This window comes from Desulfoluna sp. CLI2B, from assembly GCF_056847375.1.
This window is the reverse complement of sequence record NZ_CP186557.1, coordinates 4,625,535-4,648,287: the sequence shown is the minus strand read 5'-3', so window position 1 is coordinate 4,648,287 and position 22,753 is coordinate 4,625,535. Positions and strand designations below refer to the sequence as shown.

Below are 22,753 nucleotides of genomic sequence, written 5' to 3'. Positions count from 1 at the left end.
GAGCTCCTTCCGGAAGGTGTGGAGGGCGTAAAAAGATCCGAGGCAATTGCATCCTTCGGCATTCCCTTAGACAGGTCAAATGGTGTTCGATCCATCGGCGAGCTGGGCCTTGTGGGGGCATCCGATTATCAATTTCGAGTGCTTCACAGGTACCCCGACGGCGCCATTCAGTGGGTGCTTGTGGATACCCTGGCGTCTGTTGAGGCAGTCGGCAACAAGGTAATCTGGCTTACCAATGGTTCCGGCAACAGTGCAGGGCCTCACCTTGCCGTGGACGGTTCAGATCGTATTACGGTGAATACGGGTACTGCCCGGTTTGTGATCAGGAAGAGAAACTACAATGTGTTTGACTCCGTGGTTGTGGATGGGATCCCGTTTTTGCGGGGTACGGGTGGGATTACGGCCGTCAGCGGATCAACCCGCTACTCTTCGGCTCTGGATGACGGTTCCACGGCAGAGATCGAAGAGAACGGCCCCGTTAAAGCGGTGATCCGCTGTGACGGGCACCTTATGCCTGAAAGCGGGCCGTGGCTTTTCGGTTACACCATGCGCATGTATTTTTACAAGAACACCGGCCGAGTCCGGCTTGACCTGATCATCAAAAACGCCGAGATGGCTTCCTATTCGGTGAAGATCTTCGAGTCCCTTCGCATTGAGCTTCCCTCCACGGTCTCTGCCCCCAGCTATCTCTTTTCCACCGGCCCGGGGACGGAATCCCACGGCCCCATCAACGAAACCGCATACCTGTACCAGGGCTACAGCAGCCACAAATATATCCAGTACATTGGCGGCGCCTCCAAGCTCCGGGAGCGCCTGGTCCCCGATACGGGCCTGATGGTCGCCAACGGAGGGGCGGTGATCCACCCCCTCGGGGACGAGACCCACCACAGCGAAGGGTTCGCGGCCATGTACTCGGTAGAAAAGCAGATCAACTGCGGGATCCGAAATCTTTACGGTATGTGGCCGGCTGGGTTCACCATGGAGGAAGACGGCGATCTATTCATTGATATCTTCAGCCCGTGGAACTCAAAAGATGATATCGGGTTCGCCTTTTTTGCCCATGACAAACGGCAGGTGGTGCTGGCGTTTTCGAAAAAGGAGGATACACCGTTACCGAGAGAGACCTTTTACGCCATACAATACCCCCTCACCGGGCGGGCGGCGTTTCAACAGTATAAGGACACCGGGGCCGTCTATTACGAAAAGAGGCTGGCGACCCATGAAGAGACGCGGAGGTTCCTGGCCGAGATCGGGCTTGAAAACTATGAGATCTCCAATGTGGACAGCATGCGCAGGTATTATGTCTGGGGGCAGTCCGGAGGCTCCAATCAGTATGATGTGAATTTGTGTCAGTACCTTCACTACCTGCAGACCGGTAACGGAGGAGCGTTTCTGGCCGCCCAGAACATGGACCACCATAAAATGTTCGGATCAACACGGCATTCGGATGATTTTGATTTCTATGCTGACGGTCCTGAACTTTTTACCAATGTAAATAAAGTCATACCACCCGATCAAGAGAAGCTGGCATTTAACTATAAGTCCATTGACAGGGAGCATTCCCATGACATCTCCGTGCCCATTGGCTATTTCCTTACAGGGGATGAGTCGTTCATGGACGGGTGGAAAGATCACGGGGAGTATACGCTCTACGATCAGGGCTCCGGCAAAGGGGCTGTGGGAAGTTATTACGATGGGACCACTTACGTGGGGTATCCCCGCGTGTTTTCGAGGGCGCTCAGGCGTGCCGGGGCCTTTGGTCTCTATGCAAGTACGGAGGTGTGGCGGGAGAAGATTTATCGCATTGTCCGGAATTTTATGAGCATGAGGGCAACGCCTTTAGACATCGACCAGAACGGATGGGATCTGGATCGTGGTTTCTTTTACATGAGCAAAGCCGGAAACTGTCCGGAGGGCCGCAGATGCAACAAGGTGTTCATGGCATACGATATCTTTCCGAATTCGTTCTGGACGTATCAACCTGAAAATTTCGACGATCCCTTGATGTATGAAGACTTTCGGGATTACCTTTTGGGGGACGCTTACCATTGCCTGAGAGAGATCATCCCTCTGGAGCATCAGGTCTACGTTTTGTCCCTGGATCTCGCCAATGAGTCCGACGATAGCGGGGAGTATCCCTTTTCCTTCCTGATGGCCCTGGGGTACGAGATGACCGGGGACGACACTTTTCTGGTACAGTACAAATCCCATTATAAGAGGATGCTGGTGGTGCAAAGTAAAGAACGGGTCTACTCTCCCTATTCGTCAAGATTTATCTATGACTACTACAATCGAAACGTGGTCGCAGGTTATGTGGCCCCTGTGGGTAACGGTCGCGTGGACATGGGAAATTCCAAGGCTGTTTCCGTTGCGCGCCACGGCTCCGTATACACCCTCTCCTGGAATGCGCCTCTGGACGGGCTCCAGACCGTCAGATAAAGGTACTCCGGTGCCCATGGTGGAAAACCTCAACTTCAACCAGGTGACCGAAACTACCAATACGACCCGGACATGTATGATAACTACTGGGCTGCGCTGAACGTTGCCAATGAACCGGCGCCGAAACAGAAAAGGGGAGACGTGGAGTCCGTCTCTGTGGACGTTGCGCAGGTCATCAGCGCGTATAATGCCAGATATGGCTTGTCTGAGGGCGACCCTGCCTACCGTTTGTATGATCCTGGGACCGATTACTATTTCGCAGTGAAGTACAATAAAGTGGTCCCTGCAGCCTACGCAGAGACCATTTCCTCGCTTCCCTGTCCGTAAAGGGGAACGTTACAACTCACGTTTCGCGCGTAGCCCGAGAGCAATGGCAAGATGCTTTCGAGGTGGCACAGCTCGCCGCCGGAGGCAGGTTTTAACCGGCACCTTCCCCTTCCACAGCATATCGAAATGTGGCGTTGGCGTGGATCATGGTGGTGTTCAGGTAGAAAACACCATTGTGGTGGAAGGTTTCGCATTGCTCCTTGCCTTCAAAGGCCAGGGGAAGCTCGGTGCATGCAAGGCACACGACGCTTTGCTTTCCAGTCGTCTGATCACAGGACGCACGGACGACCTCATCAATGCGGGCGCTGCCATTGTCGCTTTTGCCTTTGAACAGTTCGGAGATCAGCCCCGTTACCTTGGCTTTCAAGGCCGCTTCAGGCGGGGCGAATCCGTTGACCCCGTGTCGTTTGAGATAACGAGGGAAGATCCCGGAGTCCATGGTGGGCTCTGTTCCCAGAATGAGGCAGTCGGACACCCCATGGGCCTTGCATGTTGCGGCCACAGCTTCAAAAATGCTGAGCACCGGGATGCGCAGCCTTTTTGTAATGGCATCAAATCGATTGTGGGGCGTGTTGCTGGCAATGATGGCAAAGTCCACGCCGTTGTCTTCAAGCCTTTTCAGCGCCGCATGAAAGTAGGCATCGTAGGCCTTCCATGACTCCTCGTCACCAAAGGTGCCTCTCCGGTTGAACGAATAGTTTATATTCACCGATTCAATGCACATCTCCGGCATGGGGGAGGGCCCCGGGAGCCCGGCGTCGGCATGGTGTTTCTGGCTCAACTCACAGATGGCTTTGTAGTATTCAACGGTTGCAGGCCAGGCGAGGCCGCCTAAGATGCCGATCTTTTTCATGTTCGGTTTCCTCCGGTTGGTGTGCATGGACGTAACGCCAGAAAAGCGTATTCCCGCGACCTCGGCACATGTTGAGTAACTCTCCGCAGTGCGTGGTTCCTTCCTGATCAAACAACGATTTAGCACAGGCGCTGTTCCCGGACAAGGAGAAGAGGGATACCCCTTTGGCATACACCATGGTAAGCTGTAAATAGTTCATAATTACAGGATATTTGAATCGATGTTAGTGCTTTTTGTCTTGTGCTCACAAACGGATTCATGTTTAATGAACGTATCCATGCCATTGTTTCCCATCTGTTTAAATATCATTGAATAAATCAGCCGGTGGTGAAGGCCTCCATCGTATCTTTTATACCCTATCTTCACAGGCAAGCTCGGTGTCCCCTTTTTGCTGACTTCCTCTGTTCTTGTTTGAACCCACTACTGTTTCGGCTCGCCCGAAGGGTGAGAAAATCGAGCAGAAAACCGCGGATTGCATTCTGTAATAATTTATCATTGTCTCAATTGATCTGCTTTTTCATGAAAGATCCGGGCTAAGGATTGGAGTACACCATGAAACTACGTAAAAGATATCTTATTTTAGTGGCCCTTTGCGTGATTCCCCTGCTTTCCTCTGCCGCAGAATTTGACCTGAGCCCCAACCAGCCGGTGCACCCCTTTGTGCCGTTGTCCAACAGGGGGCACACCCTGGCTGACATCACCAGCTCAGGGGAGCTGCTGGCGCAGATTATCCTGTCGGGGGACATCAACCACTACGACAGCCTCAGGATCCACGCCGACTATGCCGACCACTTTGCCATCTCCCAGGAGCAGGTGGTGGCAAGCCTGCCGACATCCAACCTGCATGCCCTTGATACCCTTATTATCGAAGGAAACGACCGGTTGACCGACACGCTTTACCTGATCTCCGAAGCGCCGAGTCCCCGGGTGCCGCTACCGGGGCCCGCATCTCCCGACGGGTCTCTTCCTGACGTCCCTGCAGATCTCCAGATCGCCAAGCTCATCATTCTTTATCTACCTCGGGAGCGATGATTATGTCAACGGGGCGATCCATGTTCTATTTAAAAGCAATCCCCTTTGACGATGAAACCCTCAAGGTGTCCCATATACCCACCAGGGGAATTATTACAACTTCCCGTGCTGCGACCATCACCGCCTCGAGCGGCCAGAACACCATCAACGGGGAGTTTAAATCAAGCAACGCCTTGAACGTTCACACCCTGCAGGGTGCGTCTCTCACCCTGGACAACTTTACCAGCATTGTCGGCAGCAGCTCGTCGCAGCTCCTTATGGACCCGGGGAGCCGTCTCAATCTTGCCAATTCAGAACTGGAGTTGTTTTCCTATGTGTCTCAACCATCTCTGATCACCGGTGCCATCCTTTCACTTAAAGGCTCTTACGGCTCCGGCTCTCCGGTGGGATTGTCATCGGCATCTGAAGCACAGGGCCCCTTCAGGTGACGGATTCGACCATTCATTTGAACAACAACACCTACCTGCGTTCCTATATCCACAGCGGGGTATCCCCTGCGACCGGCACGTTTACCTTTCAGGGCAACAACACGGTACATTTCGGCGACGGCGCCTTTTTGTCGGCGTCCTATGACGACACAGACCTGGTGAACGGCACCCTCATCGTGGACGGAGGCACCACGGTTTTTCAACGCAGCTTTACCGGGGTTCCTGCCACCCATCCCGCCCTGAAGGTCTCTCGCCTGAACCTGATCAACCAGGCCGATGTCACCATTGACGGTGTTCACGGGCTGGATACCCTGGATTCTCTGGATATCAGGGATTCAACGCTCTCGTATTACAACAGCATCGAGGCGGACCAATTGACCTCCTTTGCCATGCATGACGGCAGGCTTGTGACAAGCCCCATGCGGTTTACCTCACAGCAATTCACCTTAAGCAACAGCGATGTGGTGTTGCGTCACCAGCAGGGGGATGCGTTGTCGTCCCTTGATTTCGTTGGTGCCGCAGCCGGGGCGCCCTTTCAGGCCACGGGGAAAAATGAATTTCACCTGCGGGTCCTGCCCGGCGGGCAGTCCATTGCACCGGGGTTCAATCAATACAACGACTCCGTGGCCTTTACGGATGTGAACATCACGGGGACCCCCGCTCTGTCCCTGACCCTTGAGGCCCTGCAGGCAGGCCTTGGTGCCGATGCCTATGCGTCGGGGGGAGCTGCCGCCGACGGACGTTATGACGTGTTGTTTTTTGTCACCAGCACCACGGATGGAGATGCCATTGGGTCCACCCTGGGGGGCAGCATGCCTGCCCTGCTTACGGCCAGGCAGACAGCCACGCCTTCAGCAGACGGCAAGGTGACGGTGACGCTGGAGACGCAGCCATACACCACCCTTCTCTCCCACCCGGGCGTGACGACCCCCAACCAGAAAAACGGGATGCAGCTGATGGTCAACAGCGCCACTACCGGGAATGCCCAGAACCAGGCCGCGCTGAACATGCTGACCAACGACCAGGTGGGGACCCACGCAGACTTTATCCACGCGGAACCCTACTCGTCGTACATGACGGTCTCTTTAGAACAGATTGACATGATTATCGGTACGGTGATGCGGCATGGGTTTCTTAAGCGCTCAGCGGGGGAAACCATGGGGCGTGATGAGTTGCCGCAACCGGAAAAGGGGATCTGGTTTGACGCAGGCCACGTGGACGGAAACGTGGACGGTGATGAGAACCTTGGCAATTTTGATTATACCCTCACCGGGTTCACCGTGGGCGGGACCCTGGCCCGTATTGGCGACGGGCTTCTGGGGGGCTACTTTTCCTATGGCCTCCAGGAGATGGACGAACACGACTCCCTTACGGAGAGCTTTGACAGCTCCGTGTATCATCTTGGCGCATACCTTCTGCTCCCGGAACAGAACGGATGGCTCTTTGATGTGCTCTTGGGGTACAGCTATGGGGATCATGACTCCAAGCGGTACGTGATGGTGGGGCACACGGAGACGGTGCCCGAGGCAAGCTACTCCAGCCACAGCGTCTATACGTCCATCAGCGCTAAAAAACAGGTTTTTGCCAATGAGGTACTGGCGCTTTTTCCGGAGCTGGGGCTCAGTTATATTTACTACGATCAGGAGTCGTTCACCGAAAGCGGCGACCCGAACCTCAGCCTTGCCGTTGATGATGCCGATGCCCAGGCCATTGTGGCCTCCGTGGGTTTGAACATGCAGTTTGCAGGGCTTCCGTTTGCTCCGAGGGTGTTTCCCCTCTCCTTTATTCGCTACGAGCATGATGTTTACGCAAACAGCAATGAAGCCCACGACATCGACGCCTCCCTTGTCTCCCACCCGGAATTCACCCAGACCTTTGAAGGCCAGAACCGGGGCAGTGACATCATGACAGTGGGCATCGGCCTGGGAAGTTCTCTTTCAAGCCGTGTTCAGGCACGGGGCGGTGTACTTTACTCTCTCAATGCCCATGGGGATGAGTGGGGGGCAGGGGTCAATCTTTCCTACGCCTGGTGATTTCTTGTTCCCGCCGGATCATGACCCGGGTGCTGCTGAAGTCCGGGATCCCGGCTGCCGGGTCCACAAGGGGTGTGCGGGCCAGGTGTTCGTCCAGGCGGGAGACATCGTTCATGTTGAGGCCTTTGGTGTATCCGGGGGTGGGGATGAGCCGGGAGCCGTCCATGATACTCTCTCCGCCCAGGAAGGCCTGTGCTCCGTTTTTTACCGTGAGGGACGAGCCGCCGAACTGGGTGTGGCCGAAGTGAAAGGAGATGGCGATACACCCCGGTCGAACGAGGTCGGTGGGGCGGGCCGTGCCGGAGATTCCCTCGGGGTTGCTTCGGGAGGAGACCTCGACCCGGTCACCTGCTTTAAGGTTCAGGCGGCGGGCATCTTCTGCGTTTATCTCCACATGGTTATCGTCCTGGATTTCCATGGCCCGGTCACACCAGAGGGAGCGGGACTGGGTGTGAAGCCTGCTTTTGTAGGTCACCACGGTGAAGGGGTACTCTTTGTCCGCACGGCTTAACGGGACACCGGCTGAATCCGTTGGCTCCAGGTATCCGGGCACCCCGGAAAACCGAATGCCTGTCAGGGTGTTGCGCGTGGTGCCCAGGGCCTCGTTGTAGAGATGGACATGGGGCGTAGCCTTGGTAAAGCGTCCTTTGGAAAAGCCCTTGTCATAGGGTTCGAACACGCCTCCCCGGGAGAGCAGGTGGCAGACACGTCGCCACTGGTCTTCGGGGAGGATTTTTTTGTGGGTGGCGATGGGGTAGTTGGTTTCCACAAACCGGACCTCTTCCGGGGAGGCCTCGGGGACTCCGGCGTTGTGGCAGATGTTTGCAAATCCTCGCAGATAGAAATCCTCGGCCCGGTTCAAGGGGTGGAGGGTGCCCTTGCTGTCCGGGATGGCCTTGTCCCCGAACCCGCCGAGGCCGATGGCCTTGGCCAGGTCGATGAGGAAGGTCTCGGTGCAGAAGGGCCTTCCGTCTTTGGTGTGTCCGGTGAGGGGCTTCACCATGGGGGTTCGGATGGCGGAAAAGGTCAGGGCCGGGGCATGGGGCGTGAGCCATCCGTGGTGGCCTTCGGCGTAACTGAGATCCGGTACGATGTAGTCGGCGTAGATGTTCGATTCGTTGATGGCCACATCCATGGAGACGTGCAGGGGCACCTTGTCGGTGCTTGAAAGGGTCTCTTTGAAGCGGTATCCCCCGGGAATGGAGTAGACCGGGTTGAAGAGGTAGGTAAAAAGGACCTTGGCCGGGTAGGGGTACTGCTCATCCATACCGCTTAAGCACTCCACGCACAGTCCGCCCTTGGAAAAGGGGAACCAGGGCCGCCTGGACGGGTAGCCGCTGCCCGTTTTCTCCTGTTTGGACCGGTACTCTTTGGTGGCTTCGTAGCTCGCTTTTTCCCGAGAGAGGGCCACGCCGGAGGGCTTTTTCCTGCCGGGAAAGCCTTTGAGGTCGAAGATCCCCTTGTGGGGGGAGCCTGCTTTTCCCCCGCCGTGGAGGTAGCCCCCCTGCATGCCGATACTTCCCACCAGAGCGTTGAGGGCGGCCACGGCGTAGGCTGCCCAGGTGCCGTTTACGTAGTTTCCGGCGCCATGGTACTGGGTAACGGCGGCGCGGGTGCCGTGGGATGAGAACTCCCGGGCCACGGAGGAAATTTGTGTTTCGGGCACGCCGCAGAAGTGGGCGTAATCAGAGAGGCTGTGGGAGAAGGCGCTCTCTTTGAGCAGGGCAAAGGCTGTTTTCACCCGGATGGGTGTGCCGGAGGCGTCTCGTACAACCCCTTCGGCCTCCAGTACGGCCTCAGAGGTCTCTTCGGCGGGCTGAAATGTCCCCTCCGGGCTTTGCACCATGGGGGATGTTTTTTTGAGCTCGCCCAAGGTTGGGTCCAGGTGCCCCATGCGAAGAAAGGCGCCGCCATCGGGGTGGTGGGTATCGCAGATGACCAGGTGGGTGGCATTGGAGACGGTTGCAAATCCGCGTTTCTGTGCTGTTTTGATGTTGGGGGCCGTGAGGTAGTCGCGGTTGACAGCCTGGTTTTCAATCATCCACCGGATCATCCCCATGGCAAGGGCCCCGTCCCTGCCGGGTTTGACGGGGATCCACTCTTTGGCATGGGCCGAGGCCCGTGTGGCACGGGGGTCGGCCACGGCAAAATCGAGCTCACCCTGGCCGTGGCGTCGGGCCACCATGGCACCGTAAGTGTTGATGCCGGGCTGAAGGGCCTCGTAAATATTGGCACCGATGACGAGGATATAGCGGGCATTGAGGGCGTCGGCCTTCAGCTCCGCCTGTTTGGCCCCGGTGAGGGCCCAGTTGCCCATGCGAAAGCCCAGGCCGCAGATGTCGGTGTGTCCGATGCGGTTTTTTGAGCCCACGGCCGACTTGACAAAGCGGTCGATGAACTCCTTTCGTCCTGTTTGAAGCCTTCCTGTCATGAACACAAAACCGTTTTGTTTTGGGCCCAGGCCCGGGTCGTTTTTCGAGATGGGCTCTTGGGCCAGGCAACCTCGCGCCGCCCCTCCTCCACCACCCGCTCTTCCCCCAGGTGGGCAAAGAGTTTTCCTCCACCGGAGACCTCTGCAATCAGCTGGTCCCACTCAATGGGTTCGAATTGTCCAGATCCCCTGGGACCCGTGCGTTTTAACGGGCGAATGAGGCGGTAGGGGCTGTAGATGTGGGAGGGTGTATCCAGGGCTTTTCCGCAGACCGGGCTGGAGATATTAAGGGCTTCAGCCACGGGTGTTTTGGCGTCAACGGGGGCAAACTGCATGTTGTACGGGTGATAGGGGTTACCCGAGATATTGACCAGCCGCCCGTCCTTGACCACGCCCCGGACGCCGCAACGCGCGTTGCAGGCCAGGCAGACGGAGTGCACGGTTTGGGTTCCCTTGTCCATGCGTGTGGGGGTGGTCTTGCGGCCCGTTTCTGTGGGCGAGGCCTCGGACGCTGCGGCACTGGCCCCCGGAGCCAGGGCCATGGCTGCCCCGGCGGCGCTGGCTGAAAGAAAAGCCCTGCGGGAGAGAGGGCTGTTTTTTTTGCCTTTGCGTTTCCCTTTATTCATGCCTGGTTTCCCCCGGTGTTTCCGTTGCAGAACAGGACCGCCCCGTTGGATTTGTTCTCGTTATGGCGGTGGATTGTTTCCACCTGAGCGGCAAAGGCCCCTTTGGGGCCATTGCTTCTGCCGAAGGTTCGGGCACCGGAGGCGCAATTCTCCACGCAGGCGGGCTGGAGCCTCTGGCTGATGCGGTCCAGGCAGAGGTCGCATTTATCAGCCCGGTTGCCGAAACGGCTGTCGGCAAACCGGGCATTGTGGGGACAGGTCGGTAGGCAGGCCCCGCATCCGTTACAAAGGCTCCAGTCCATGGTCACAGCACCGCACGGGTCCTTGGCCGACGCCCCGGTGGGGCAGGCCTTGACGCACGGGGCATCGTCGCAGTGGTGGCACAGGGTGGGGGAAAAACCGAGGGAGGCGTGTGGAAAGGTGCCTTTCTCCTCTTCCACCACGTGGGTGTTGAATTTTCCCTTCTCCGTGTTGTGTTGCAGCTTGCAGGCCACCATGCAGGCATTGCATCCGGTGCACAGGGCGCTGTTCACAACCATCGTCCACTGACCCTCGGGGCGCTTTTTCGGGGCTGATTCGGCCCGGACCACCAGGAGGCCGCCGGCCCCTGCGCAGAGCAGGAGACCGTGCTTGATAAACGTGCGTCTGTCTTCCATTTGAGGTACCCGGCCTAGTTCCCGGCGTCTGCCGCGAAGGTGACATTGTAATGGAACGCTTTGCTGTTAAAGTAGTTCAGCATCTTTCCGTCCACCTCGGCAGCGGGGTACATGAAGTAGTTCAGGGGCGCAGAGGCCCCTTCAAGGGCGGCTCCCCGGGCGTCTTTTTGCAGGACCACGCGGAACAGGTCATCCCCGCCCCAGAAGAAGCGGCGCCAATCCCCTGCATTCTCAAGTTTGACGTTGTGGACCAGCATCATCTTGCGAACGTCCGCAGGGTCCACCATCACCCATCCGGTGCCGGGCAGGTAGAATTCAGCCCAGCAGTGAAAGGCGCTGGTGATGTCTCCCTCTTTGGGGGAGGAGAGGCGCAGGCCGTACACATCCCGTGCGGGGATCCCGGCTGCCCGGGCAAGGGTGACAAAGACCGTGCTCAGATCGGCGCACTTGCCACCGCCGCCACACTCGTTCAGGGTTCGGGAGGGGATGCCGAGGCCGCAGCCTTTGACCTTGGGATCCCTGTAGGTGTTTTCAACAACCCAGTCGTAGACCCCCTGGGCCTTTTCAAGGGTGCCTTCTTTGCCCTTCACAGCCTTTGCGGCGATGCTCTGCATCTCCGCGTCTGCTGCGGGAACCCAGGTGGTGGATTCCCGGTATTTTTTCACCGGTACGGGGAAGGGGGCATCCACCTCGGTGAGCTGTGTGTTTCTGCGATCTGTCTGGCTCACATGGAAGCTGAGGCTGGCCGATGGCTTTTTTCCTGCCTTGGCCCAGGTGGCATAAAGATAGACAGCACCGGAGCCGGGATCCCGGAGGACCTGTGACGCATCGAAATTGCCGGTGACCCGCACATCGGTAATGGTCTGGAAGGCGTCGGACATGGGGTAGGGGATCCAGAGTTTGACGGCCTGGTTAGAGGCCTCAACGGCAGGGGAAAGATGTAATGTGACCACTCCTGAAGGGGCTGAGGCGTGGGTTGTGGTTGCAATGAGCAGCCCGATGAGCAGGGCAGTCAGAATCCGTATCGATTTTGGCTTCATGGTATCCTCGCGTTTGGCACCTGACGGTGTTTAATAAGACCGAATCTCAGTCGACATGCCCATGGCTTTGGTCTTGATTGTATTCAAGATGTTAGGGCCAATCGAATGTCGGGTGTAATATGATCCCATTAGTAAGTGGCCTTGGCTTGAGAACGGTTAGGGTGCGGGCAAAAAATAATTGTACAATCGAACGGTGCTGGCCGAATCAACGCTGATGCTTATCAACATGTCGTTCAAGACACTTGCGGCAAGGTCGCTATTCGGTGTCTGTCTATTTAATTTTTTTCCATCACCCTTACAGTAAGGACCGAAGGCCGAGGTTCGTGTGTGTGTGGGTCAGTGAATGTAAGGGGTTTGAGGCGGGACAATCAAATCGATTTTTTAGCGTTTTTTTAAGTGGGTATATTGAATATATCAATAGTATTTATTGAAAATGTTGAATGATAGGGGTTCTGAAGGAGGACTAACATTTTTTTGCGAAGGACTAAGGAGGCGCAAAGGTTACGCATTTAGATTTTTGCCTCCGGCGGCCCTGCCGGGGGCAAAACGTTTGCCTATTTTTATGATCTGTGTTTGACAAACAGGTTTTGTTTTTTGAAGGTACGTTACGACAGAGCAGAGTCCCTCTTCTTTGATTACCGGAACGTTTTTGCGGCGCTTTTTTCAAAAAGCGACCCGCCGGAGGCAACTGATTTTTTAAATGCGTTGACCCTGCAGAGAGGCGCGGTTCGTCTGGTCAAGGTTGGAGACGGTGTGATAGGGGCGTGTTCTGAATATTGTTTTGTTGATACATATCCGGGTTGGGATCAGAATTTACAAAAGGCCGGTAACACGGTAAAGAGTCGAGCGTCATCCCTGCATGGCATAGTGGGCCGGGGTGTTGGATTTTTTCTCCTTTTTAGGATGTGTTGTATGAATGATTACCTGATCATGGCCCTTTTCTGGGGCCTCGGCGGCCTTGTGAACGGCATCGCCGGTTTTGGCTGCGCCCTTGTGGCCACCCCCCTTGCCACCCAGTTTATCGAGCTTCCCATAGCGATCCCTGCCGGAACCATCATCGGCCTTGCCATGAACATGCAGATGGGGCTTACCTTTCGTAAATACGCGGACTGGGACCGGCTGCGGCCGCTGATTTTCGGCGCCTTTCCCGGTGCCCTCACCGGCGTAACCCTCATGAAAAAACTCCCCGGCGATACCCTGAAGCTCGCCATGGGGATTTTCCTTATCACCTACGCCCTCTGGGGCCTCTTCTTCGAAGGCGCCTCCCGGCGCGTGGTCTCCAAATACTGGGGCGTCCTTGCGGGCTTTTCCTCATCGGCCATCGGTACCTCCTTCGGCATGGGCGGTCCCCCCACCATCGTCTACACCTCCCTGACCGGCTGGAGGCAGGAGCAGATCAAGGCAGGCATCGGCAGCTTTTTCATGTGCGCCGGCATCATCATGATCACGGCCCAGACCCTGGCAGGCCTCCAGAGCACCGCCTCCGTCACCCTTGCCATGGTGGCGGTTCCCTCTGCCGTCTCCGGCGGCTGGATCGGCATTCGCATCTCCCGGCTCATCGGAGACTTTTCCTACCGGAAGATCCTCTTCTCCCTCCTGGGGGCCATGGGGTGTATGATCCTGTACAAAGCAGCCATGGTTCTTTTGTAAGGCCAGGGTTTCAGTGGCCTATGTTAATGACAGAAAAACGCCTCCGGCGGCCCTGCCGGGGGCCACATTTTTGAAAAGTTTGATAAACAGGTTTTAAGTGCTGTTTCGGTTTATTCGACTACTGCTGCTTGGTGGCTGTTTTAAACCCAAAAGGGGACGTGACCGCAACGTTTTTGCGGAGCTTTTTTCAAAAAGCGACCCGCCGGAGGCATAACGGAATAGTGACAAGGATAGATACATGGAATATGACAAGATAATCGCCTTTCTCAAAGAAGTTGAAACCTTTAAAACCTGTGAACGAACATGCCGCACGACCTGTGCAGATCGCCCGGAAAGCGATGCCGAGCACTCGTGGCACCTGGCTTTGTTTCTCATGCTCATTGAAGACGAGCTCGAAGGTGTCGACCGCATGAAACTCCTCCAGTTGGCCCTGATCCATGATCTCCCGGAGATTTACGCGGGGGACACGAACCCGTACAGGGGCAACACCGATGACAAGGAAGAAAACGAGAAAAAAGCTGCTAAAAAACTCTTTTCCCAGCTGCCTGCAGCCCTTGGAACCAAACTTTCCGGCCTGTTCGACGAGTACATGGCCCAAGAGACCGCAGAGGCAAAAATCGTCAAATCCGCAGACAAGCTGATGCCCCTGATCCAGAACCTGTGTACCAACCAGGCCCACTCCTCCTACAGAAAATTGTCCGTGACCCATGAAGAGGTGAAAGCGTACATGGGCCCGTACTTTCAAGCCGGGGGCATGTTGAAAGCCTTCTATGATAAGCTGCTCACGGAAGCGCGGGAGGACGGTGTGTTCCATGGTGGGACAGAAAACAAGTAAAAGGGGGCTTTCTGGCGTCCCTTTTGCCCCATATTTTCGGATGCAGGAGCCTACCCCCAGATACTTTTTCCATGCTGCCACCCTGGCCCCACGGGATGCGAAGCGTAGGGTGCGGCTCCCGCACCGACCACCGCCTCGCAAGCCACCGGCTTTTCTTTCTAACGCATCCCCATAGCGATCATCACGGATCCCCCATTGCTGTTTTCTGAACGTTGGGCGGTGCGCACGGCGCACCCGCCCGTATCCCGCAAGCCCATCGGACGAAATGGATGTAAGCTCCAGTTCAAGGAAATATCCCATTTTTCATCAGAAGCATGTAAACGGTTTACTCAACTCAATTTAAATACGGTAACTCAACTATTTTTTAACTCATAGGGTTTATATGAATTTCTTTTTATTTGGCGTTATCGTTTTCTTAATTTGTTCAACATTTCTCCATGTAGTAGGTAATAACTTGGAAGAGAAAAAGAGAGGCCGGTTAATGGATAAATATAATGATAAGCAATTAGTTGATAAATTAATGAAGAAAATGATTTGGCAAGGCCAGACTGAAGAGCAATTAATTGATTCAATAGGGCGACCAGCTCACATTGAACAAGAAGATTTAAAAAACAAGGCCCGAGAAAGTTGGAAATATGAGCCAGCTAGAAGCGGCCGTATTACCTGGTGTTCTACATCGTCCCCTAACTTCACAGTAACTATAGAAAATGGCAAGGTGCTTGGTTGGAATAGAATTGATTTTTAATAAGGATTTATTTGGATCATATTTGACACTCTTCAAACGTGTTTGTTTCAAAACGAGATATGCCGCTTGTGATTAGGGGGCGCTACGGAAATTCGCTTTCAATGTGGTTCAACTATGTCGCTATGAGTCATTGCTTTTTCTAAATTTTGTCTTTGTGTGGAGCTTAGGGCTTCTCCTTGATGTGTCCTGTCTGTCATGGGGTGATGTTTCTGGAGGTGAAGCTGATTGGCGCGACATGTTATGGGCTCGCAGAGATGAGGCGGGTTGTCGGGGTGAAATCCTTCGGGCCTCAGGACGCTGCATTGCAGGCTGCCAAAGCGCTTGTGAAAGGCGGTGGAAAAGCCGGTACGCTGCAGTTGAAATATCAAGTCCGGGATACTGTGTTTTCTTCCCCAGATACCTATAAACATGAGGGTGCCGGAGACCAGCCCGCAGAGCGCGCCGTGTTTAGCGGCACCGGGCAGGCCAATGGCGGAGCTGATCACCTGCTCATCAAGGGGGATCTCAAACGCTTCCGCCAGTATTTTTAGCGTTGTCGTTGTACAGTTGAAATCGTCTTTCCAGTAATAGGTGTTGACTCGGTCTTTCACAAATGTGTCTGTTATCATGGTTCGATTCGAATGGTGTGTGTCGTTATCAGGCTATGGTGGCCAACCCTCCTGTGGGGTGACGATTTTTTTCTACTCTTTTACCGAGCCATGCATCATAAGAGAAGCCGTTTTTAGCAGCATGGAACAATGGATGGGATTGCCAACCTTACTCCTCTCTCCTTTACTCGTGAAGAATCTGGAAATTTTACTGCTCTAATGCATGGAGATAAAACCGCTTTTGTTCTTTTTCTTTTCCGAAACAGGCAAAAAACACATCAGGTTCAGCGCCGGGACAACAATCATGACAAAAATTAGAAAGACGTCCCTGTCACTCCACGGAGAAGAGAGCTGTGTTAACATCAGAATAGCGATGAAAAATTGGATGGTGTTTGCGATCAGTGCGAAAATAGTCATTTTTTTCCCTCCCGTTGACATTGTGACGATGCTTGCCTCGTGAAAAGGGATGCTTTCTGGGGCTACATGCCCTGGCCTTTTCAGGCGTCTCCCTCCTCCTTTTGTCAATTCCATAATCAGGTGAGCTGTGCCGAATTCAAAGGGTCAATATGGAGCGGTATCTGGATCTCCATGTTTTAAAGGTAAATACTATTTGATTTGATATCAGTTATTGGAATGAGACCACAGTTTGTATGGCAAAGCAAGCGTGGAACGGCGTGTTTTTGGTCGGGGGGCAGAATGATCTGAGTGGATATGGGGACGGGGTGGCGTTTTCAGCAGCAAATGGGGCCATATCCCGCTATTCCATGGGATGACGTGGCGTTTATTCTGATACAGGTGTCATTGAGGTGAAAGGGGCGTGGTGGGGGGACGATGATGGTCATGTCCCTGTGACATGTTGGGCGTGCATACGTATCTCCACGGCGATTATTACGGATAAGCCTTTGTTGTTTCAGGAACGAAGGCGGATTAGACCTTTTAGCCCCCGGCAGGGCCGCCGGAGGCTTTTTTGTTGGAAAAATTATTTTTCAAGCAACTCGCGTAACACCATGGGCAGGATGCCGCCGTGGCGGTAGGTTTCCACCTCCTTGACCGTGTCCAGGCGGACCTTGACGCCGAAGAGGATGGCCTGGCCGCTTTCTTTCTGGGCGCGGACCGACAGGGTGCCTCCGGCTTCCAGGGTGTCCAGGCCTGAGAGGGAGAAGGATTCGGTGCCGTTCAGGTTGAGGGTACGGGCGGACTCGTCTGCAAGGAACTCCAGGGGGAGAACGCCCATGCCCACGAGGTTGCTGCGGTGGATGCGCTCAAAGGACTGGGCGATGACGGCCTTGACTCCCAGGAGGAGGCTGCCTTTGGCGGCCCAGTCCCGGCTGGAGCCGGTTCCGTACTCGGTGCCGGCCAGGATGATAAGGGGGGTGTCCCGGTGCTGGTAGGCTTGGGCGGCATCGAAGATGAAGGTTTCATCGTGTTCGGGAAAGAGGGTGGTGTAGGCCCCTTCCCGGCCGTGGGCCAGCTCGTTTTTGATGCGGATGTTGCCGAAGGTGCCGCGCATCATGACTTCGTGGTTTCCCCTGCGTGAGCCGTAGGAGTTGTACTGGTCCGGGGGAACCCCCTTTCCGGTGAGATAAACCCCTGCCGGGTAGGCTGGGGGGATGGCCCCTGCCGGGGAGATGTGGTCGGTGGTGACCGAATCCCCGAGTTTGGCCAGGACCCGCGCGCCGGTGATGGTGTCCGGGGTGGGGAGCGTCAGGGAGAACTCATCGAAGAAGGGGGGCTTGCGGATGTAGGTGGAGTCCGTGTCCCAGTCAAAGGTGAGGCCCGCTCCCGAGGCAATGGCCTGCCAGTGCTCGTCCCCATCGTAGAGGGAGGCGTAGGTGGCGGTGAAGGTATCGGGGGTGATGCACCGGTTGACGACCGCCTCGATCTCTTCCCGGGAGGGCCAGAGGTCGGCCATGAAGATCTCCTTGCCTTCGGGGGTGCAGCCGATGTGCTCGTGCAAGAAGTCGATGTCGGTGCGCCCGGCAAGGGCAAAGAGCACCACGAGCATGGGGGAGGCCAGGAAATTGCTGCGCACCTTCTGGTGGACGCGCGCCTCAAAGTTCCGGTTGCCCGATAGCACGGCGGCCACGTTGAGGTTTTCTTCTTCGACTACGTGGGCCACCTCCGGGGGCAAGGGGCCGCTGTTGCCGATGCAGGTGGTGCAGCCGAAGCCCGCCAGGTGAAAGCCGAGCTGCTCCAGGGGAGCCAAGAGGCCCGCATCTTCCAGGTATTTCACCACGGCTCTGGATCCCGGGGCCAGGGATGTTTTGACAAAGGGCGGCACCGAGAGCCCGAATGCCGCGGCTTTTTTGGCGATGAGCCCGGCCCCCAGCATCACATGGGGGTTGGAGGTGTTGGTGCAGGAGGTGATGGCTGCGATGACCACGGAGCCGTCCTCCACGCGGCAGAGGGTGCCGCCCATGGAGATGCTCCTGCCCTTTTTCCGGCCGTCGAAGGCGGCCTCCATGGCGGGTTTGAGCTTGGGCAGGGGAATCCGGTCCTGGGGGCGGGAAGGACCTGCCACAGAGGGTGTGATGGCCGAGAGGTCGAGTTCGATGACCCGGTTGTACGAGGGCTCTGACGCGGGGTCGTGGAATAGCGCGGTCTCTTTGGTGTAGGCCTCGGCAAACCGGGCGGCATCGTCCCTGCCCGTGGCTTTGAGGTAGCCCAGGGTCACCTCGTCCACGGGGAAGAGGCCCACGGTGGCCCCGTTTTCAGGGGTCATATTGGCGATGGTGGCCCGATCCGGCAGGGAGAGTTCGGACAGGGAGGGGCCGAAGTACTCCACGAACTGCTCCACCACCACCTCCTGGCGCAGCCGTTCGGTGATAAAAAGCACCACGTCCGTTGCCGTCACCCCTTTGGCAGGGGCGCCGCAGATGCGCACCCCGGTGACGCTGGGCAGGCGCATGGACAGGGGTTGTCCCATCATCACGGCCTCGGCCTCGATACCGCCCACACCCCATCCCAGGGTGCCCAGGGCGTTGATCATGGGGGTGTGGGAGTCGGTGCCCACCAGGGAGTCGAGGAAGGCCCAGGCCCGCCCGTCCCGGGTTGCGGTGGCTGCCACGGTGCCCAGTTTTTCCAGGTTGATCTGATGGCAGATGCCGGAGTTGGGGGGCACGATCTTCAGGTTGTCGAAGCTCTTTTGAGCCCATTTCAAAAAGGCATAGCGCTCCCGGTTGCGGTCGAACTCCAGGCCCACGTTTTTTTCAAGGGCTCCTTTCATGCCGAAAAAATCCACCTGCACCGAGTGGTCGATGATCAGGTCCACGGGCACCTCGGGGTTGACCCGTTCCGCAGGGAACCCGGCCTTAACGGCGGCGTCCCGCATGGCGGCCAAATCGCAGAGGGCAGGGACGCCCGTGAAGTCCTGCATCAGCACCCGGGCCGGGTAGAAGCTGATGCCCACGGCGGAAAACCCTTCGGCACGCCAGGAGAGGAGCCGGGTGAGGTTCTCCGGGGCAAGGCGTCCCCAGAGGATGTTGCGCACCATGTTCTCCGCCAGGATTTTCAGGGAATAGGGAAGCCGGGAAGGGGTTGCGCTGTAGACCCCGGCAAGGCCATCCACATGCACGGCGGCGTATGGACGGCCGTCCACAACCACGTCTTGGATCAGGGAGTCCAGGGAGATCACAGGTTGCCTCCTTGCATTATCGTTTGTCCATGGGGACAAGGGTGCAGCCTTCGGGGCCGCAGTAGGTACCGATGTATTCGGATTCCGGCCGGTAGAGAACTGGCTTGTGGGCCTCGTCGGCGAACTGCTCTTCGATGATGTGGGCGCCCCATCCGGCCATGCGGCTCATGGCGAACACCGGGGTGAAGAGATCGTGGGGCAGGCCCATGGTGTGGTAGAGGGAGGCGCTGTAGAAGTCCACGTTGGGGAAGATCTCCATGCCTTTCTTCTCTTTGAACAGGGCCTTGCCCACCCGCTCCAGCTCTTCGGTCATTTCATACCAGTGGGTATCCCCGACACGCTCGCCCACCTCTTTGCTCATGGGGCGCAGGATCTCCACCCGGGGGTCTCCGTTTTTGTAGACGGCATGGCCCAGGCCCATGACCAGCTCGCCTTTTTCCAGTTTCTCCTCCACAAAGGGCCGGATGTTCTCCTTGCTGCCGATGGCTTTAAGCATCTCCATGACCCGGGTGTTGGCCCCACCGTGTAGCTCTCCGGAAAGGGAGCCTATGGCCGCGGACACCGCGGCGTACATATGGGCCCGGGTGGAGGCCACCTCCCGGGCGGCGAAGGTGGAGGCATTAAAGGCGTGCTCGGCATGCAGGATAAGGGCCCGGTCAAAGAGTTCGGCCACGCGGCGGTCCGGCCGCTTGCCCGTGATCATGTAAAAGAAGTTCTCGGCCATGGAGAGGCCCGGCACCGGATCGATGGGCGCCAGCCTCTGGCGGATGCGGGTCCAGGCCGCCACCACCGTGGGCAGCTTGGCGATGAGGCTCATGGCCCGGTTGCGGGCCAGGGGGAGGCTGTTTTCGGGGAGGGTGTCGTCGTGGTGTGCCAGGAGGGCGACGCAGGCCTGGAGGATGTCCATGGGGGGCGTGGTCACCGGCCGCGTCTGCATGGCGCAGATGAGGTTGGGGGGCAGGGTTCGGTTCCTCTCCAGCTGGTTGGAGAAGTTTACCAGCTCATGAATGTCGGGCATCTTGTCATACAGGAGCATGTGAGCCACCTCGGCGAAGGTGGTCTCCATCGCCAGGTCCTGGATGAGGAAGCCGCGATAGAGGAGGCGGCTGTTGGCACCGTCCACGTCGCAGATTTTGGTGCTGGCGATAACCACACCGCGAAGGCCGATGTTCTTGATGCTGCTGTCCATGGTGTCCTCCTTGTTAGGCGTCGGGTCGTGTTGACATGGGGTCGGGAGCGGGGCCGGGTGCGGCCATATCCGCCCGGGCAAAAACGTCACGGAGTGCCGCGGGAGGCACAGGGGGGAACGGATTGGGCAAAACACTCCGAAGGCGCCACCGTGCAACAAAAGAGGGCCCGGATGCGGGCGATGCGAGCAGGCAGGGTAGCAAGCAGAAGCGCAGAAGAGATGGGTGGAAGCTCTGCAAGAAGTTGATATGAAAGGTGTTTTTATATCGAACTTGCGGCGGCTTGGAATACTTAATTAAACATGAAATCCCTGAGAACCACAAGGTTAAAAAAACGCAACCGCCTTGCGTGGCTGTCAAAAAGAGAGTATATTTAGCGGTAATAATTCCATGTCACGGGCCTGGTGCGGGGATTCATCTCTGCAGGGCCCTCTTCCCTTGCGGGACGGCCTCTTCCCCTGGTCCGGTTTCCATCTTCTTGCCTTGCGTCTCGACCTCGGCCCTTCCCGCTTCCTTGAACCAAGACCGTAACCGTCTCACCACGATTAGTGTCACGAATCGTCAATCAGCTTTACAGAAAAGACCCCACGGGAAAAGCCGATGAAACGAGAGATCTACAGCAGCCAGCGCGGGAACGACGGGACCAGCGGCATGCTCCGCATTATCAAGGAGATCGCCTTTTCAGACGACCCGAGGGATTTCGGGTACATGGCCGATAACGTTCCCTGCCAGCATGCCTGCCCCGCCGCCACCAACGTGCCCGGGTACATCCGGTGCATCACCGAGAACCGCTACGGGCGCTCCTATGAATTGAACCGGGTCTACAATATCCTGCCCGCCACCCTGGGCAGGATCTGTTCCCGGCCCTGCGAGGCGGCTTGCCGCCACGGGGAAGACGACCTGGGCGACCCTGTGAATATCTGCCACCTGAAGCGGTCGGCAGCCGATTTGAAACCGGCCATGCACCGCATCAAAGAGGATCTGTACGCCCCGTCCGGCAAGAGCGTGGCCGTCATCGGCTCCGGCCCTGCGGGCATCGGCGCGGCCCACGACCTGGCCGTTTACGGGCACAACGTGACCCTTTATGAGAGCATGCCTGAAGCAGGCGGGATGCTGCGCTACGGGATTCCGGCGTTTCGGCTTCCCCGGGATATTCTGGACCTGGAGATCGAAAATGTCCTGAGGCTGGGGGTGACGCTCCAGACCCGGGTGCTGGTGGGGCACGACATTGTCCTTAAAGACCTCCTTAAAAAGCACGACGCCGTGATCACCACCGTGGGTTGCATGGAGCCCAACCGCCTCGGGGTGGACGGGGAGGAGATGGAGGGGGTGATCTCCGGCCTGGATTACATGGTGCGGACCAACCTCGGCCAGGACGTGGAGACGGGCAAGCGGGTCATCGTGGTGGGGGACGGCTTCACGGCCATGGATTGTGCCCGCACCTCCCTTCGCATGGGGGCGGAAAGCGTGCGCATCAATATCTTGGCCACCGAAGAGCACATGCCCGTGGACGACCATGAGATCCGCGAGGTCAAGGTGGAGGGAGGACGCATCTACAGCCTGGTGAGCACCCACCGGATCCTGGGCACAGGGGGCCGGGTTGAGGGGATTGAGTTCCTGCGAACCCGGCTGGAAGACACCCCGGACGGCAAGGGCCGCATCGCCGTGCCCATTGAGAATTCTGAGTTTGTCATGGAAGCGGACACCATCATCAGCGCCATCGGCCAGCACCCCCGGGTGGACCTGGGCCAGCCCCTGGAAATGGACGGGCAGCGCATCGGAGTCAAGGCAGGCCGCTTTCTCACCTCCGTGGACCGACTCTACGCAGCCGGGGATTGCGTCACCGGTGCCTCCAACGTTATTTCCGCCCTGGCCGCAGGGCGCCATGCCGCCCATGAGGTGGACGAGCTCTTTGCCGGGCGCAGGAGAAAGGCGCTTCTGGTGCGGTTTGAACCGGCGGAACAGACCGACCGGGAGCGGGAGTACGATTTTATCAAGCCGGTGCCCATGCCCACCCTGCCCGTTGAAGAACGCTTTGAGGAGGCGGACAACGAGGTGGAGAAGGGCTACGGCGAGGCCGAGGCCGTCAAGGAGTCGTTGCGCTGCTACCTCTGCAGCCTGAAGTACGAGATCGACGTCTCCCGTTGGGATTGTTCCATGTGCATCGACGTGGCCCCCCGGGACGGCATCAAGATGATCACAAGCGTTGCCGAGAACCCGGACGGGAGCTATGGAGCATAATGAAACGGG

At 57.1% G+C, this 22,753-nt stretch carries 18 protein-coding genes; 9 read left to right on the top strand and 9 right to left on the bottom strand.

Annotated elements, in window-relative coordinates; translation table 11 throughout:
- Window positions 1–18 precede the first annotated feature (18 nt).
- Window positions 19–2,439, top strand: coding sequence for an exo-rhamnogalacturonan lyase family protein (locus ACOYW2_RS21695; protein ID WP_482767959.1), 2,421 nt, complete (start codon window positions 19–21; stop codon window positions 2,437–2,439).
- A gap of 72 nt (window positions 2,440–2,511) precedes the next feature.
- Entirely contained in the window at window positions 2,512–2,766 is a 255-nt protein-coding gene (locus tag ACOYW2_RS21690; RefSeq protein ID WP_482767958.1) for a hypothetical protein, read from the top strand.
- Window positions 2,767–2,857: 91 nt separating this feature from the next.
- On the opposite strand, the gene ACOYW2_RS21685 is transcribed toward ACOYW2_RS21690, so the two are convergent.
- A complete protein-coding gene (locus tag ACOYW2_RS21685; protein WP_482767957.1) occupies window positions 2,858–3,619 on the bottom strand; it encodes an aspartate/glutamate racemase family protein in 762 nt (253 codons plus the stop codon).
- Window positions 3,620–4,171: 552 nt separating this feature from the next.
- On the opposite strand from ACOYW2_RS21685, the gene ACOYW2_RS21680 reads away from it, so the two are divergent.
- From ACOYW2_RS21680 to ACOYW2_RS21670, 3 genes are read left to right on the top strand one after another with little or no spacing between them, the layout of a single operon-like run.
- Window positions 4,172–4,651 (top strand): hypothetical protein, encoded by a 480-nt coding sequence (locus ACOYW2_RS21680; RefSeq protein ID WP_482767956.1) that lies wholly within the window; start codon window positions 4,172–4,174, stop codon window positions 4,649–4,651.
- Between the two features lie 20 nt (window positions 4,652–4,671).
- A complete protein-coding gene (locus tag ACOYW2_RS21675; RefSeq protein WP_482767955.1) occupies window positions 4,672–5,079 on the top strand; it encodes a hypothetical protein in 408 nt (135 codons plus the stop codon).
- A complete protein-coding gene (locus ACOYW2_RS21670; RefSeq protein WP_482767954.1) occupies window positions 5,076–7,112 on the top strand; it encodes an autotransporter family protein in 2,037 nt (678 codons plus the stop codon). Before ACOYW2_RS21675 ends, ACOYW2_RS21670 begins: the two co-directional genes overlap by 4 nt.
- Here ACOYW2_RS21670 and ACOYW2_RS21665 read toward each other — a convergent pair.
- The 4 genes from ACOYW2_RS21665 to ACOYW2_RS21650 are packed head-to-tail and all read right to left on the bottom strand — an operon-like array spanning window position 7,090 to window position 11,865.
- Window positions 7,090–9,543 carry a molybdopterin dinucleotide binding domain-containing protein gene (locus ACOYW2_RS21665; protein WP_482767953.1) on the bottom strand — a complete coding sequence of 818 codons (2,454 nt, stop codon included), beginning with the start codon at window positions 9,541–9,543 and terminating at the stop codon, window positions 7,090–7,092. The two genes, ACOYW2_RS21670 and ACOYW2_RS21665, sit on opposite strands and share 23 nt — an antisense overlap.
- Complete coding sequence (locus ACOYW2_RS21660; RefSeq protein ID WP_482767952.1) at window positions 9,540–10,169, bottom strand: hypothetical protein; 630 nt, start codon at window positions 10,167–10,169, stop codon at window positions 9,540–9,542. The genes ACOYW2_RS21665 and ACOYW2_RS21660 overlap by 4 nt, the downstream gene beginning before the upstream one ends.
- Window positions 10,166–10,825, bottom strand: coding sequence for a 4Fe-4S dicluster domain-containing protein (locus ACOYW2_RS21655; protein ID WP_482767951.1), 660 nt, complete (start codon window positions 10,823–10,825; stop codon window positions 10,166–10,168). Before ACOYW2_RS21655 ends, ACOYW2_RS21660 begins: the two co-directional genes overlap by 4 nt.
- A 14-nt stretch (window positions 10,826–10,839) precedes the next feature.
- Window positions 10,840–11,865, bottom strand: a complete 1,026-nt coding sequence (locus ACOYW2_RS21650) for a transglutaminase-like domain-containing protein (protein WP_482767950.1) — start codon at window positions 11,863–11,865, stop codon at window positions 10,840–10,842.
- Window positions 11,866–12,777: 912 nt separating this feature from the next.
- Between ACOYW2_RS21650 and ACOYW2_RS21645 the strand changes: the two genes are divergently transcribed.
- From ACOYW2_RS21645 to ACOYW2_RS21635, 3 genes are all read left to right on the top strand, one after another.
- Window positions 12,778–13,515: a sulfite exporter TauE/SafE family protein gene (locus ACOYW2_RS21645; protein WP_482767949.1), complete on the top strand. Its 738-nt coding sequence runs from the start codon at window positions 12,778–12,780 to the stop codon at window positions 13,513–13,515.
- Window positions 13,516–13,753: 238 nt separating this feature from the next.
- Entirely contained in the window at window positions 13,754–14,350 is a 597-nt protein-coding gene (locus ACOYW2_RS21640; RefSeq protein ID WP_482767948.1) for an HD domain-containing protein, read from the top strand.
- Between the two features lie 454 nt (window positions 14,351–14,804).
- Window positions 14,805–15,095, top strand: a complete 291-nt coding sequence (locus ACOYW2_RS21635; protein ID WP_482767947.1) for a hypothetical protein — start codon at window positions 14,805–14,807, stop codon at window positions 15,093–15,095.
- A gap of 98 nt (window positions 15,096–15,193) precedes the next feature.
- Here the strand turns inward: ACOYW2_RS21635 and ACOYW2_RS21630 are convergent, their stop codons facing one another.
- The 4 genes from ACOYW2_RS21630 to ACOYW2_RS21615 all read right to left on the bottom strand — a co-directional run bounded on the left by ACOYW2_RS21630 (window position 15,194) and on the right by ACOYW2_RS21615 (window position 20,505).
- The gene (locus ACOYW2_RS21630; protein WP_482767946.1) at window positions 15,194–15,703 is read right to left on the bottom strand and encodes a C-GCAxxG-C-C family (seleno)protein; all 510 of its coding nucleotides are present in this window, start codon (window positions 15,701–15,703) and stop codon (window positions 15,194–15,196) included.
- A 195-nt stretch (window positions 15,704–15,898) separates the two neighbouring features.
- On the bottom strand, window positions 15,899–16,213 hold the full coding sequence (locus ACOYW2_RS21625; RefSeq protein WP_482767945.1) for a hypothetical protein: 315 nt from the start codon (window positions 16,211–16,213) through the stop codon (window positions 15,899–15,901).
- A gap of 448 nt (window positions 16,214–16,661) precedes the next feature.
- The gene (acnA, locus tag ACOYW2_RS21620) at window positions 16,662–19,316 is read right to left on the bottom strand and encodes an aconitate hydratase AcnA (RefSeq protein ID WP_482767944.1); all 2,655 of its coding nucleotides are present in this window, start codon (window positions 19,314–19,316) and stop codon (window positions 16,662–16,664) included.
- A 16-nt stretch (window positions 19,317–19,332) separates the two neighbouring features.
- Entirely contained in the window at window positions 19,333–20,505 is a 1,173-nt protein-coding gene (locus tag ACOYW2_RS21615) for a citrate/2-methylcitrate synthase (RefSeq protein WP_482418036.1), read from the bottom strand.
- A gap of 598 nt (window positions 20,506–21,103) precedes the next feature.
- Between ACOYW2_RS21615 and ACOYW2_RS21610 the strand changes: the two genes are divergently transcribed.
- The gene (locus ACOYW2_RS21610) at window positions 21,104–22,744 is read left to right on the top strand and encodes an FAD-dependent oxidoreductase (RefSeq protein ID WP_482767943.1); all 1,641 of its coding nucleotides are present in this window, start codon (window positions 21,104–21,106) and stop codon (window positions 22,742–22,744) included.
- Window positions 22,745–22,753: the final 9 nt, after the last annotated feature.